We start from the raw sequence: 13471 nt of genomic DNA, 5'->3' as shown, positions 1-13471 counted from the left end.
TCGACAAGCTCAGTCCCTACTCAGCACGAACGGTTTTATTCTTGTTTCAAATACGCTCGATGATGATGCCGGTGCCCATGCCTGCGCCGACGCACAGGTTGATGAGCGCGGTACCCTTGCCCGATCGTTCCAGTTCATCCAGCGCCGTGCCCAGCACCATCGCGCCGGTCGCGCCCAGCGGATGGCCCATGGCGATCGCGCCGCCATTCACGTTGATCTTGCTATGGTCGAGGTTCATCGCCTGCATGTAGCGCAGCACGACCGAGGCGAAGGCTTCGTTCAATTCCCACAGATCGATGTCGGCGGCGGTCATTCCCGCGCGGCTCAGCAGCTTGCCCGCGACAAATTCCGGCCCGGTCAGCATGATGAGCGGCTCCGATCCGATCGAGGCCATCGCCCTGATCCGGGCTCGGGGCTTCAGGCCATATTTCTCGCCCATATCCTTGTTGCCGACCAGCACGGCGGCTGCGCCGTCGACGATGCCGCTGCTGTTGCCGGCATGGTGGATATGGTTGACCTTCTCCAGTTCGGGGTAGCGCAGCAGGGCGACGGTGTCGAAGCCCGGCATCTCCTCGCCCAGTGCGGTGAAGCTGGCCTTCAATGCGCCCAGCGACTGCATCGTCGCATCGGGGCGCATATGTTCGTCATGATCCAGCAAGATGCCGCCGATCACATCCTTGACCGGCACGATCGACTTTTTGAACCGGCCTTCGTCCCAGGCCGCCTTGGCGCGCTTCTGGCTTTCGACCGCATAGGCGTCCGCATCGTCGCGGCTGATGCCGAATTTGGTGGCGATCACGTCGGCGCCGATGCCCTGCGGCGCGAAATAGGTCTTGTAGGCGACCGCCGGGTCCATCGCCCAGGCGCCGCCGTCCGACGCCATCGGCACGCGGCTCATGGATTCGACGCCGCCGCCGATCGCGAACATCGCCTCGCCCGAATAGACTTTGGCAGCGGCCATGTTCACGGCCTCAAGGCCCGAAGCGCAGAAGCGGTTGATCTGCACGCCCGGCACGGTCTGCGCATAATCGGCGTTCAGCACGGCGACGCGGGCGATGTCCGCGCCCTGTTCGCCGACCGGGCTGACGCAGCCCAGGATCACGTCGTCCACGTCCGCCGTGTCGATCTGGCTGCGGTCGCGCACGGCTTCCAGCACCTGCGTCGCCAGCTGAATGGGGGTGATGTCGTGCAGCGACCCGTCGGCCTTGCCCCGGCCACGGGGCGTCCTGACGGCGTCGTAAATATAGGCTTCCATGTTCATTCCCTCTCCGTGGGGGCCGTTCCGGCGCTTCGGATCTCGGTGCTGAATGTATTTACGTTTACGTAAAGTGCAAGTGTCTATTATGCTGTTCGCGGCCGGACCAGCATGCCGTAGCGGCAGGGTCGCGCATGCGATTTCGCTGTCCAACTCGCTGTCGCACATCCAGGTTTCAGACGTGCGAGTCCCCCGTCCGATCGGGTCGCTCCAGGGGGCAGGGGCGAGAAGCGTTGCACCCCGGCCATGGACGGCTATATCGACCTCATGGACAGCGTGACCGAAGCCCCGACCCAGCAATCCCCGTCGCCTTTTTCCATCCCCACTTTCCGCGCGATCTGGACCGCCAGCCTTGCGTCCAATTTCGGCGGCCTGATCCAGTCGGTCGGCGCGGCGTGGATGATGACGTCGCTGCCGGCGTCGCCCATGATGATCGCGCTGGTGCCGGCGGCGTCGATGCTGCCGATCATGTTGTTGTCGCTCTGGGCCGGCGCGGTCGCGGACAATCTGGATCGGCGCAAGGTGATGATCGCCTGCCAATGCGCCATGTTGCTGACCTCCGCTTTGCTGGCGGTGACCGCCTGGTTCGGGTTGATGACGCCCTGGCTGCTCCTGTCCTTCACCTTCGCGATCGGGTGCGCCACGGCGATCAACGGGCCCGCCTGGCAGGCGTCGGTGGGCGACATGGTGCCGCGTGCTATTCTGCCCAGCGCGGTGGCGATGAACAGCATGGGTTTCAACCTGGCGCGTAGCACAGGGCCGGCGCTGGGCGGCATCATCGTCGCGGCGGCGGGGGCGGCTGCGGCCTTTCTGGTCAATGCGCTCAGCTATGTCGGCCTGCTGGTGGTATTGGCGCGCTGGCGACCCAATTTGCCGCCCAAGCTGCTGCCGCGCGAACGGCTGGGCGTCGCGATGGTCGCGGGCGTGGGATATGTCGCGGCGTCGCCGAACATCAAGCTGGTTCTGCTGCGCAGCGGGGCCTTCGGCCTTGGCGCGGCGGCAGTGTCCGCGCTGATGCCGCTGGTCGCGCGCGATGTGCTGGGCGGCGGGGCGCTGACCTTTGGCGTCACCAGCGGCGCGTTCGGCGTCGGGGCGGTGTTGGGCGCGCTGGGCAGCCGGCGGCTGCGTACCTTTGTCTCGGTCGAAACTTTGGTGCGGTGCGCGGCCCTCTCCATGGCGCTGGGCACGGCGTTGACGGCGATCAGCAGCCTGCTGCCGCTGGCCATTATGGGCTATATGCTGGCTGGAGCGGGCTGGGTTCTGGCGCTGTCCACCTTCAACGTGTCGGTCCAGATGTCGGCGCCGCGCTGGGTAGTGGCGCGCGCGGTGGCACTGTATCAGATGATAGTCTTTGGCGGCATGGCCGGCGGCGCCTGGCTGTTCGGCTGGGTGGCGGAACATCATGGCGTCGTGACCGGCCTCTATGCCGCTGCCGCCGCGCAGTTCGTCGCCGCGATTCTGGGATTGTGGCGCCCGCTACCGCAGATTGGCGACGACAATCTCGACCCGCGCGGCGATTGGCGGGAGCCGGATACGGTGGTGCCGGTCGAGTCCCGAAGCGGGCCGATCGTCATCACGATCGAATATCGCATTCCGTCCGGATCGATCGTGCCCTTCCTGTCGGCGATGAGCGAACGGCGGCGTATCCGGCGCCGCGATGGCGCCCATGGCTGGCAATTGCTGCGCGATCTGGGCGAACCCAATCTGTGGGTCGAGCGCTATCATGTGTCGACCTGGCTGGACTATGTCCGCCATAATCAGCGCCGCACCGTCGCCGACATCGCCAACAGCGATGCGATCCATGCCCTGCATGAAGGGCCGGACGCACCGGTCGTGCATCGCCGGCTGGAGCGCCAGACCGGTTCGCTGCCGATCAGCCGCGCGCCCGACGCCCGCGAAATGGGCGATGGCCTGACCGATCCGACCCGGTCGAGCTGATCTTTACTGCTATTGCGGCGTTACGGGGCGCCAGCCGGGCACGTCTTCGGGCGTGTCGATATCATGCAATATGTTGCCCATCGTCTCGATCTGGATGCCGTGGCTCAACAAGGCCCGCGCGCCCTGGTCCCCTTTCAGCGCCAACAGTTCGGGAAAATGCTTGCGCCCGATAAAGGCCGGGGGCGAAGAGGAAAAACCGTCCGTCGAGGAAACCACGGACCTGATATCCTCCGCCGCCAGGCAGATGCGATTATAATGGGTTTGCGGCACGTCGGGCATGTCGGCCAGACAGATCAGGATGCCGCGTATCTTGTTATTGGGCATCACATGTTCGACCGCACGCACGATGCTGCCCGATATCCCGTCTTCGGGCTGGTCGTTGACGATGATCGTATAGCCGCGCCGGTCCAGCTTGCGATGGATGACCGGTGCGAACTCGATCGGGCGGACGACCGCGATCAGCTCGGCAAAGGCCATGGACGCGACCGTTTCCAGCACATGCGCCGCCATCGGCTTGCCGCGCAGGTCGGTCATCAGCTTGTCCTCTTCGCCAAAGCGGGAAGAGGTTCCGGCCGCCAGCAGCACGGCGGCAATTCGTTTAGTACGCATGATATGTGAAAGGCAGAGGCATTTTGTCGTGGCGATCCCGTATTGGCCCGATTTGCCACCACTATCATCTTGTGTCCAGCGGTCCGAAAGGCACTGGCCATCGCGCACCCCAGCCGCCATATGCGGGACCAACAGCATAAGGAGTGGCCGGTAGATGGCATGTGACCTGGAAACGGAAACGATCGGCGATGGCAAGGAGCCGGTTCCGGCCGACGTCAGCGAAGCGATCCGTACCCTGATCCGCTGGTCGGGCGACAGCCCCGAACGCGAAGGACTGGTGGAAACCCCCGAGCGCGTCGCGCGCGCCTGGCGCGAATATTGCCGCGGCTATGCCGACGACCCGGCCTATCACCTGTCGCGCATCTTCCATGAAGTGGGCGGTTATGACGATGTCGTGCTGCTCAAGGACATTCCGTTCCAGTCGCATTGCGAACATCATATGGCGCCGATCGTGGGCAAGGCGCATATCGCCTATCTGCCCGGCGACTATGTGGTCGGCATTTCGAAGCTTGCCCGCGTCCTGCACGCCTATGCCAACCGGTTGCAGGTGCAGGAACGGCTGACGTCCGAAGTCGCCAACTGCATCTGGGAGCATCTGAAACCCCAAGGCGTAGCCGTGGTGATAGAAGCGACCCATGGCTGCATGACCGGGCGCGGCGTGCGCACGCCCAATGTCATCATGAAGACCAGCCGCATGCTGGGCGTGTTCCGCGACGATGAAAAGTCGCGGGAGGAAGTGCTGAAGCTCATCGCTTCATGAGTGAAACGGAAGAACCCGCCTATCGCCCGCTGGGCAAGGCGCGCAGCGATGCAGCGCCCGTCGGCGCTCCGCTGGCGCCCAAGCGGCTGGCGCTCGTCACCGGCGGGCACCGGCGGCTGGGCGGCATCATTGCCGCCGCACTGGCCAAAGCGGGCCATTCGCTCGCCATCCATGGCAGCCATGACACGCGGCTCGATTCCCATCTGGCGCTGACCTTCGAGGAAGAAGGGACGGAGTGGGAAGGCTTCGTCGTCGATTTCGCCGATCCCGAAGGGGCGGAGGAACTGGTGGCGCAGGTGGCGGAGCGTTTCGGTCGGCCGCCCGACATATTGATCAACAGTGCCGCCATTTTCGGTCAGGACCGGCTGGAAACCGTCACCGCTGACGATCTGATGCGCCATTATGCGGTCAATTGCGCCGCGCCAACCTTGCTGACCAAGGCGTTTGCGACCGTGCCGGCGGGGGTGGGGGATCGCTGCATCGTCAACATACTCGACCAGCGCATCGATCATCCTCATGCAGACCAGATGGCCTATACTTTGTCCAAGCTGGCGCTGGCGGGCCTTACGCGTACCAGCGCGAACAGTCTGGCGCCCAGGGTGCGCGTGAATGGCGTGGCGCCCGGCCTGACCATCGCGACGCCGGATTATGACGAGGCGCAGATGGAGCGGCTGGCGGACCTGATGCCGCTTGGCCGTCTGCCGCAGGCGGAGCAGATCGCGCAGGCGGTCCTCTATCTGGTGGAAGCGACGGCGGTGACCGGTCAGACCCTCTATGTCGATGGCGGCGCGCACCTCAAAAGCTATGACCGCGATTTCATGTTTCTGGGCCGGTAAAGACCGGCGCGATTTCGACAAGTCAGAGGAGAAGGCATGAGCTACGAAACCATCATCGTCGAACAGCGCGATGCCGTGACCCTGATCACGCTCAACCGGCCGCAGGCGTTGAACGCGCTGAACAGCCAGGTGCTCAAGGATCTGAGCGCGGCTTTTTCCGCCTATGATGCCGATCCGACCCAGCATTGCGCGGTCTTGACCGGCAGCGGCGAAAAAGCCTTCGCGGCCGGCGCGGACATCAAGGAAATGGTGGAGAAGCAGGCCGCAGATTTCTTCCTGGAGGACTTCTTTTCCGGCTGGCAGACCGGCGTTGTGGCGACCCGCAAGCCCTGGATAGCGGCGGTGCAGGGCTTTGCGCTGGGCGGCGGGTGCGAGCTGGCGATGATGGCGGACTTCATCATCGCGGGCGATACGGCGAAGTTCGGCCAGCCCGAGATCAAGCTGGGCGTGGCGCCGGGCATGGGCGGGTCGCAGCGCCTGACCCGCGCGGTGGGCAAGGCCAAGGCGATGGAAATGTGCCTGACCGGTCGGATGATGGACGCGGCCGAAGCCGAGCGTTCGGGGCTGGTGAGCCGCATAGTGCCGGCCGCCGAATTGCTGGACGAAGCGCTCAGGACCGCCGCGACGATCGCCGCGCTGCCGCCGATGGCCGCGATGGTGAACAAGGAAATGGTCAATATCGCCTTCGAAACCGGCCTGGCGCAGGGGTTGCTGACCGAGCGGCGCCTGTTCCAGATCCTCACGGCTACCGAGGACAAGAAGGAAGGCATGACCGCCTTCGTCGAAAAGCGCGCCGGTGTCTGGAAGGGGCGCTAAGCAATTATAGGGAGGGTTCCCCGGCCTGCGTCGGGGAAGCGTTCAATCAGTCAGCATCGTAGCATCTTAGGATGTGCTGACTTTAAACGCCCTTCACCAGACGCCGATGGATTGAAGGCGGGGTCTTGTCTAAGCCTCTCATAATATTTTGATTATCTCGCCAGGCCGTTAGAAAATCTCATTGGTCCGTGGCGGAGTTGCCCGGCACTCTCGTTTCACAAGGAAACGCAGAAACGAACGCGGGAGGGGTCGCCCATCGGTGCGCCCTCCTTGCTGCTGCGTCTTGAAAACAGGGAGTCTTGCATGTCCGTTGCCTCGTCCATTCGTCTATCCTCTCGCGCCGCGCTGCTGCTGGCCTCCGCCGTCGGAGCGTTGAGCGCGGCCCATGCGCAGGAAGGCGAAGAGAGCAGCATCACCGTCACCGGTCGCCGCATCTCGCAATCTGCCGAAGCGATCGGCGAGGACAAGGTGACGAACGTCGTCGCGGTGACGCGCGAAGCGCTGCTGTCCGCGCCGTCGGGTATTTCGGGCCTCAAGATGCTGGAGCAGTTGCCCGGCTTCAACGTGCAGACCGACGGTGCGCTTGGCCTCTATGAATTTGGCAACAGCGTTCAGACCCGTGCCTTCAATCTGGACCAGATCGGCTTCGTGGTCGATGGCATCCCCACCGGCCGCAGCGACGCCTTCGGCGGCAGCCCGGTCTTCCGTTATGTCGACAATGAAAATCTGGGCGTGGTGGAAGCGGCCGTAGGCGCGGGCGATGTCGGCCTGCCCAGCTACTCCACGCTCGGCCCGGTGGTGCAATATAACAGCATCGACCCGCAGAAGGAGGCCGGCCTGTTCGTGTCGCAAAGCTTCGGCGATTTCGACATGAAGCGCACCTTCATCCGCGCCAGCACCGGTCAGGTCGGGCCGTTCCGCGCCTATGTCAGCCGGACCAAGCTGAACACCGACCTGTGGCGCGGCGACGGCACGGTCGATCGCGAACATTGGGAAGCCATGGTCCACGCCGATCTGGGCGGCGACAGCTGGGCGCGATTCAAATTCGTGTCGAACAAGTTCAACGATTTCGATTCCCCGTCGCTGACCCGCGCCCAATATCTGACCGGGACGGACGTTGGCGGAAAGAGCGGCCGGGATCGCGGCTATATCTCGGTCGTCCCCAATACCACGCCGGGCTTCGCGCCGGTCGCCGGTGGCCCCGCCTATAGCAACGCCAACTATGCCTATATCAACACGCTCGCGATCAACGTGCGCGACGACAAGCTGTATGGCGGCACGGTCCATGCCGGGATCGCCGATGGCGTCTGGGCCGAAGCGACCGCTTATTATGAGGATAAGGGCGGCTATGGCGTGTCGCCCGACACCTATGCCAACAGCCTGCTGCAATATCAGCGGCAGACGGCGGCGGGCATCGCGCTCTTCTCGCCCAAGGGCACCCAATATGGCCTGTCGACCGTGGGCGGTGAGCGTTATGGCCTGACCACCAAGCTGCACTGGGAAATCGGTGCCCATGCGCTGGAAGCCGGCTTGTGGGGTGAAGTCGACATCTACAACCGCACCCAGGCGCGCTACAACACGACCGACGGCTCGCCCGCCAGCGCGCCCAACCTCAATGAACTGGTCTATGTTCGCCGTAACTATCAGTCGGAACGCAACACCACGCAGGCGTTCGTCAAGGATCGCATCAGCCTCGCCGATGACAGCCTGATCTTCGATCTGGGGATCAAGGCGCTGAACATCGATTATCGTTACAGCGGCTATCGCGACTTCAACGATTATTATCGCAATGCCGGGACGACTGCCGCGCCGCGCTGGGTGCCGGGCTGGGGACCAAAGCAGCTGCGCGCCAATTATAGCGATGCCTTCCTGCCGATGGCGGGCGTCCTCTACAAGCTGGACAATCAGAGCCAGATTTTCGCGTCCTATGCGGAAAATATGGCCTTGCCCAAGGGGCTGGACGATGTTTTTTCCGTATCGCTGAACAGCAGCGCGGCGGGTGTTCCGGCGCCGGCGCCCGAACGGTCGCAGAATTTCGAGGCGGGTGTCCGCACCAATCAGGGCGAATTCTACGCTTCCTATGCGGTCTATTACACCAAGTTCAAGAACCGCATCCAGTCGATCGGGTCGATCCTGCCCGGCACCACCAACGTGATCGAAACCTTCTTCCAGAATGTCGGCCGGGTCAGCGCCTATGGTGCGGAATTCAGCGGCACGTACAAGCCGCGCTACCTGAACGGCCTCGCCTATTTCAATCTCAACGCGACCTATAACAAGGCCAAGTTCAAGGACGATATCACCACCGCGACACTGACCTATCGCACGGACGGCAAATATATTCCCGACAGCGCCAAGTGGATCGTCAATGGCGGCGTGACCATCGAACCGGCAAGCTGGCTGGTGGGCAACTTCTCCGGCAAATATACCTCGCGTCGCTGGTCGACCTTCGACAATTCGCCGGGTTCCAGCGTCAAGGGCTTCACCGTGTTCAGCGCCTATGTCGACATTGGCGACGGCATCAGCCTGGGCCCGGTCAAGGGTGTGAAGGCGCGGTTCAACGTCGACAATATCTTCGACAAGGATACGCTGTCCTTCATCACCCCGGCGGTGACGGGCGACGGCAATTTCCGTCCGTTGTCGCCGCGCACCTTCCAGTTCACCATTTCGGGTGAAATCTGATGCGGACTGGCTTGATGATGGGGGCGGCGCTTATGGCGCTGCTCCCGCTGACCGCGCAGGCGGAAGCGCCCGTCGTCACGAAGCAGGTGTATCAGCTGCACCAGAAGCTGCTGACGCTGGACAGCCATCTCGACACGCCGGCCTCGCTCGACCTGCCGGGCTGGTCGATCGAGGAGGGGCATGAGGTGCATGGCGACTATACGCAGGTCGACCTGCCGCGCATGAAGAAGGGCGGCCTGGATGGCGGCTTCTGGGCGATCTATACCGGGCAGGGGCCAGTGACGGTCGAGGGGTTCCGCAAGGCGCGCGACTTTGCGATCCTGCGCGGCCTGTCGATCCGCAACATGGTGGCGGCGGACCCGGCCAATTTCGCTCTGGCGCTGGAGGCGAAGGACGCCGCGCCGATCGCGGCGGCGGGCAAGCGGGTCGTCTATCTGTCGATCGAAAACGCCTATCCGCTGGGTGAGGACGTCACCCTGCTCAAGACCTTCTACGATATCGGCGTGCGCGTGTCGGGCTTCGCCCATTTCGCGCATAATCAGTTTGCCGACAGCAGCACCGACCCGTCGGGCAAGCCTCGCTTCGGCGGCCTCAGCCCGCTCGGCAAGGAATTGCTGAAGGAAATGAATCGCCTGGGCATCGTGCCCGATGCGTCGCACAGTTCGGATCAGGTGCTGGACGATCTGCTGGCCCTGTCCACCACGCCGATTCTCCTGACCCATTCGGGTTGCAAGGCGGTTTACGGCCATCCGCGCAACATCGACGACGATCATCTCAAAGCCTTGGCGGCCAAGGGCGGCGTCATCCAGATGAATGCCTATGGCACCTATCTGCGCGCGTCCAAGCCCAATCCGCAGCGGCAGGAGGCGTTGAAGGCACTGTTCGGCCAATTGCGCGAGGACGCGAAACTGTCGCCGGAAAAACGCGCCGAACTGCTGGCCAAGCGGCAGGAGATCGACCGGCTCTATCCCGATACCGACCGACCGACCTTCGACGATTTCATGGCGCATATGCTCCATGCGCTCAAAGTCGTGGGGCCTGACCATGTCGGCGTCGGCGCCGATTGGGACGGTGGCGGCGGCGTTGTCGGCATGGAAGATGTCGTCGACCTGCCCAAGATCACCGCCGCTTTGCTCAAGGCCGGCTATAGCGAGGCCGATATCCAGAAGATCTGGTCCGGCAATGTGCTGCGGGTTTTGGCGGCGAACGAGGCCGGCAAGGGCAAGTGAGGCCCTGGGCTGCAAGGGCCTGTTGTCGACATTCGGGCCACGGTTGAAGGCGGGCGGCGCAATCGATACGCGAAAGTCAATCGACGCCGCCCTTTGACCTCGCTAAGGGAGTCGGGATGGATAGAATGCGGTCGCATCACGCTTATGCAGCATAAGCCCAAGCGCAGCCGGGCGATTGCCCTGCCCGGTGGCGAATTTCGCGCCCGCGCCACCGAATATCTCGATTTCCTCGCCGCCTGGGTGAAGAAGCCGCGCCAGACGGCGTCTGTGGTGCCGTCCAGCCGCTATCTGGCCAAGCTGATGGTGGCGCAGATCGATCCGCAGGGTGGCCGCGTGCTGGAACTGGGCGGCGGCACCGGCGTCTTCACCCGCGCCATTTTGGAAACCGGGCTGTCGGCGGACAAGCTGGAGGTGGTGGAGATCAACCCCGCCTTCGCGCGCGGCCTGCGCCGGCATTTCCCGCATGTGTCGATCCTGGAAACGCCCGCCCAGATTGTGTCGACCGCGACCGCCGGGCAGCCGGGCGATTATCAGACCGTGGTCAGCGGCCTGCCGCTGCTGGCGATGGATCGCTATATGCACTTCGACATATTGTCCGAATCCTTCCGCATGCTGCGGCCGGGCGGCAGCTTCGTGCAGTTCACCTATTCCATGCGGCCGCCGGTCAATCGTGAGGTGATGGAGGCGCTGGGGCTGGATGTCGTGCGCTCCGGTCAGACCGTGCGCAATTTTCCGCCCGCCACCGTCTTCCGCTTCTCCCGGCGCGGCGAGCAGGACTGAGCCGATCGAGTTTGTGGAAAAGGGGGCCGCATCGGGCGATGCGGCCCCCTTTTTGCGTCAGTAGAAGGCGCCGTAGATCACATCCACGACCTTGCGCGTGCGGGTGCGGACCAGCAGCAGGTCCGGGCCATAGCGGACCCAGCGATAGCCGGGCGGGGGGGCGCCCACGCCTAGATAGCGATAGTCGTCATAATAATAGCGCGACGACAGGAAGATGGACGGCAGCAACAGGCCGATCGTCCAGCGGCGATAGCGATAGCCATGGGGATATTGGAAGCCGGGCCGGTGGATCGGCTTGAACTGGGGTGGACGGCCCGCGCCGGGGCGATGTGGCGGCAGCGGTTTGACCGGGCGCGGTGGTTGAGGCTTGGGTGGCTGGGGTCGGCCCGGACGGGGCGGTTGCGGCTTGCCGGGGCGAGGCGGCTGGATCGCCGGGCCACCGGTGCCGAGACGCGGCGGTTGAATGGCGGGGCCACCTGTGCCGGGTCGCGGAGGCTGGACCGCAGGACCACCGGGGCGAACCGGCTGAACGGCTGGACCACCCGGCCTGGGTGGTTGGGGTCGGGGCGGTTGGGGCCGTGGCTGTTGGGATTGGGGCGGATTGGGCCGCGATGGCGGGCGATCATGCTGCTGTTGCTGGGCCAGCGCGATGTCCGGCGTGACGATGAGCGCGATCGAAAGAAACAGGACTGCCTTTTTCATGGGGCCTTCTCCGCTTATGGGAGGCGGAAGCTATGCCCATCCTGTTGCCCGAGCAATGTTTTTCGCGCCGGTTGTATCGGGCCGCCGCAGCCCTATCTTTGGCGCGACTAAGCAGGGGCAGAGCCATCCATGGCATCCATCATTGAAATCAAAGGCCTGACGAAACGCTATGCGTCGGGTTTCGAGGCGCTCAAGGGCGTCGACCTGTCCATCGAGGAAGGGGAGATTTTCGCACTGCTGGGGCCGAACGGCGCCGGCAAGACGACGATGATCTCCATCATCTGCGGCATCGCCCGTGCGAGCGGGGGCAGCGTGACCGTGGCCGGCCATGACATCGTCCGCGACTATCGCGGCGCGCGCACGGCGATCGGCCTGGTGCCGCAGGAATTGCATACGGACCAGTTCGAGCAGGTCATCGATACGGTGCGCCTGAGCCGTGGACTGTTCGGCCTGCCGCGCAACGACGCCTATGTGGAAAAGATCCTGCGCGACCTGTCGCTGTGGGACAAGCGCAACAACCGGATCATCGAATTGTCGGGCGGCATGAAGCGGCGGGTGATGATCGCCAAGGCGCTGAGCCACGAACCGCGCGTGCTGTTTCTGGACGAGCCGACCGCTGGCGTCGATGTCGAACTGCGCCGCGATATGTGGAAGCTGATCGGCGAATTGCGCCAGACCGGCGTGACCATCATCCTGACCACCCATTATATCGAGGAGGCCGAAGAAATGGCCGACCGGGTGGGCGTGATCAACCGGGGCGAATTGATGCTGGTCGAGGAAAAGACCGCGCTCATGAAGAAGCTGGGCAAGAAGACGCTGAGCGTCGTGCTGGCCGACCCGATGGAGAGCGTGCCTGCCGAACTGGCGGAATGGAACGTCACGCTGAACGCCGATGGCCATGAAATCGAATATATCTTCGATACGCAGGCGGAGCGGACCGGCGTGTCGTCATTGCTGCGCAAGCTGGGCGATCTGGGCATCGGCTACAAGGATCTCAACACCAAGCAGAGCAGCCTGGAAGATATTTTCGTGAGCCTCGTCCATCAGGAGAAGGCCGCATGAGCCTCCAGAATTTCCACGCCATCGCGTCCATCTACAAGTTCGAGCTGCACCGGTTCCGCCGCACCTGGCTGACCGGCCTGCTGGTGCCGGTCATCACCACGACGCTCTACTTCGTCGTGTTCGGCGGCGCGATCGGATCGCGCATGACGGAGGTGGACGGCATCGCCTATGGCGCTTTCATCGTGCCTGGCCTCATCATGATGTCGATGCTGACCGAAAGCATCTTCAACGCCAGTTTCGGCATCTATATGCCCAAATATAGCGGCACCATCTATGAGCTGCTGTCGGCGCCCATTTCCGCCACGGAAACGGTGATCGCCTATGTCGGCGCGGCGGCGACCAAGTCGCTGATCGTGGGGACGATCATTTTCCTGACCGCGCATCTGTTCGTCGATATCCATATCGCCCACCCCTTCGCCATGGCGGGGTTCATGCTGTTGATCGCGATCAGCTTCTGCCTGTTCGGTTTCATCCTGGGCATCTGGGCGCAGGGGTTCGAACAGTTGCAGGTGATCCCGCTGCTGGTGGTGACGCCGCTGACGTTCCTGGGCGGCGCCTTCTATTCGGTGCATATGCTGGCGGACCCGTGGCGCACGATGACGCTGTTCAACCCGATCGTCTATCTGATCTCGGGCTTTCGCTGGACCTTCTTCGGCCGGGGCGACGTGGCGATCGAATATAGCCTGTTGTTCGTCGCGGCGATGCTGATCCTGTGCATCGCCATCATCGGCTGGATGTTCCGGACGGGTTATCGGCTGAAGAAATGAAAAGGGCGGCCATTGGCCGCCCGCATTGTTTGTCAGGT

12 protein-coding genes are annotated in these 13471 nt (G+C 63.6%); 9 read left to right on the top strand and 3 right to left on the bottom strand.

Annotation, left to right across the window (positions count from 1 at the left end; translation table 11 throughout):
- Positions 1-46 precede the first annotated feature (46 nt).
- Positions 47-1255 carry an acetyl-CoA C-acetyltransferase gene (locus F4U95_RS03810; RefSeq protein ID WP_150424630.1) on the bottom strand — a complete coding sequence of 403 codons (1209 nt, stop codon included), beginning with the start codon at positions 1253-1255 and terminating at the stop codon, positions 47-49.
- A gap of 246 nt (positions 1256-1501) precedes the next feature.
- Between F4U95_RS03810 and F4U95_RS03805 the strand changes: the two genes are divergently transcribed.
- A complete protein-coding gene (locus F4U95_RS03805; RefSeq protein ID WP_246171482.1) occupies positions 1502-3193 on the top strand; it encodes an MFS transporter in 1692 nt (563 codons plus the stop codon).
- A gap of 9 nt (positions 3194-3202) precedes the next feature.
- Here F4U95_RS03805 and F4U95_RS03800 read toward each other — a convergent pair whose 3' ends face one another.
- The gene (locus tag F4U95_RS03800; protein WP_120251961.1) at positions 3203-3802 is read right to left on the bottom strand and encodes a nucleotidyltransferase family protein; all 600 of its coding nucleotides are present in this window, start codon (positions 3800-3802) and stop codon (positions 3203-3205) included.
- A gap of 154 nt (positions 3803-3956) precedes the next feature.
- Between F4U95_RS03800 and folE the strand changes: the two genes are divergently transcribed.
- The 6 genes from folE to F4U95_RS03770 all read left to right on the top strand — a co-directional run bounded on the left by folE (position 3957) and on the right by F4U95_RS03770 (position 10902).
- On the top strand, positions 3957-4562 hold the full coding sequence (gene folE, locus F4U95_RS03795) for a GTP cyclohydrolase I FolE (protein ID WP_120249561.1): 606 nt from the start codon (positions 3957-3959) through the stop codon (positions 4560-4562).
- Positions 4559-5398 carry an SDR family oxidoreductase gene (locus F4U95_RS03790; RefSeq protein ID WP_120249562.1) on the top strand — a complete coding sequence of 280 codons (840 nt, stop codon included), beginning with the start codon at positions 4559-4561 and terminating at the stop codon, positions 5396-5398. Before folE ends, F4U95_RS03790 begins: the two co-directional genes overlap by 4 nt.
- 36 nt (positions 5399-5434) lie before the next feature.
- On the top strand, positions 5435-6214 hold the full coding sequence (locus F4U95_RS03785) for an enoyl-CoA hydratase-related protein (protein WP_150424629.1): 780 nt from the start codon (positions 5435-5437) through the stop codon (positions 6212-6214).
- Positions 6215-6517: 303 nt separating this feature from the next.
- Complete coding sequence (locus F4U95_RS03780; RefSeq protein ID WP_150424628.1) at positions 6518-8893, top strand: TonB-dependent receptor; 2376 nt, start codon at positions 6518-6520, stop codon at positions 8891-8893.
- Positions 8893-10122 (top strand): dipeptidase, encoded by a 1230-nt coding sequence (locus tag F4U95_RS03775; protein WP_150424627.1) that lies wholly within the window; start codon positions 8893-8895, stop codon positions 10120-10122. The genes F4U95_RS03780 and F4U95_RS03775 overlap by 1 nt, the downstream gene beginning before the upstream one ends.
- Before the next feature lie 144 nt (positions 10123-10266).
- Entirely contained in the window at positions 10267-10902 is a 636-nt protein-coding gene (locus F4U95_RS03770; protein WP_150424626.1) for a class I SAM-dependent methyltransferase, read from the top strand.
- Between the two features lie 57 nt (positions 10903-10959).
- On the opposite strand, the gene F4U95_RS03765 is transcribed toward F4U95_RS03770, so the two are convergent.
- Positions 10960-11604: an RcnB family protein gene (locus F4U95_RS03765; RefSeq protein WP_150424625.1), complete on the bottom strand. Its 645-nt coding sequence runs from the start codon at positions 11602-11604 to the stop codon at positions 10960-10962.
- 129 nt (positions 11605-11733) lie between these two features.
- Here F4U95_RS03765 and F4U95_RS03760 point away from each other — a divergent pair, with 129 nt between their 5' ends.
- Both F4U95_RS03760 and F4U95_RS03755 read left to right on the top strand, forming a co-directional pair.
- Positions 11734-12666: an ABC transporter ATP-binding protein gene (locus F4U95_RS03760; RefSeq protein WP_120249568.1), complete on the top strand. Its 933-nt coding sequence runs from the start codon at positions 11734-11736 to the stop codon at positions 12664-12666.
- Positions 12663-13433, top strand: a complete 771-nt coding sequence (locus tag F4U95_RS03755; RefSeq protein WP_150424624.1) for an ABC transporter permease — start codon at positions 12663-12665, stop codon at positions 13431-13433. The genes F4U95_RS03760 and F4U95_RS03755 overlap by 4 nt, the downstream gene beginning before the upstream one ends.
- Positions 13434-13471 lie beyond the last annotated feature (38 nt).

Source organism: Sphingobium limneticum, from assembly GCF_008710165.1.
GTDB classification, from domain to species: domain Bacteria; phylum Pseudomonadota; class Alphaproteobacteria; order Sphingomonadales; family Sphingomonadaceae; genus Sphingobium; species Sphingobium limneticum.
This window is presented reverse-complemented; position numbering and strand designations above follow the sequence as displayed.

Coding starts and splice junctions, on each gene's coding strand:
- F4U95_RS03780 (WP_150424628.1), top strand. CDS start 6,518: ATGTCCGTTGCCTCGTCCATTCGTCTATCCTCTCGCGCCGCGCTGCTG.
- F4U95_RS03810 (WP_150424630.1), bottom strand. CDS start 1,255: ATGGAAGCCTATATTTACGACGCCGTCAGGACGCCCCGTGGCCGGGGC.
- F4U95_RS03770 (WP_150424626.1), top strand. CDS start 10,267: ATGCAGCATAAGCCCAAGCGCAGCCGGGCGATTGCCCTGCCCGGTGGC.
- folE (WP_120249561.1), top strand. CDS start 3,957: ATGGCATGTGACCTGGAAACGGAAACGATCGGCGATGGCAAGGAGCCG.
- F4U95_RS03785 (WP_150424629.1), top strand. CDS start 5,435: ATGAGCTACGAAACCATCATCGTCGAACAGCGCGATGCCGTGACCCTG.
- F4U95_RS03760 (WP_120249568.1), top strand. CDS start 11,734: ATGGCATCCATCATTGAAATCAAAGGCCTGACGAAACGCTATGCGTCG.
- F4U95_RS03800 (WP_120251961.1), bottom strand. CDS start 3,802: ATGCGTACTAAACGAATTGCCGCCGTGCTGCTGGCGGCCGGAACCTCT.
- F4U95_RS03765 (WP_150424625.1), bottom strand. CDS start 11,604: ATGAAAAAGGCAGTCCTGTTTCTTTCGATCGCGCTCATCGTCACGCCG.
- F4U95_RS03790 (WP_120249562.1), top strand. CDS start 4,559: ATGAGTGAAACGGAAGAACCCGCCTATCGCCCGCTGGGCAAGGCGCGC.
- F4U95_RS03755 (WP_150424624.1), top strand. CDS start 12,663: ATGAGCCTCCAGAATTTCCACGCCATCGCGTCCATCTACAAGTTCGAG.
- F4U95_RS03775 (WP_150424627.1), top strand. CDS start 8,893: ATGCGGACTGGCTTGATGATGGGGGCGGCGCTTATGGCGCTGCTCCCG.
- F4U95_RS03805 (WP_246171482.1), top strand. CDS start 1,502: ATGGACGGCTATATCGACCTCATGGACAGCGTGACCGAAGCCCCGACC.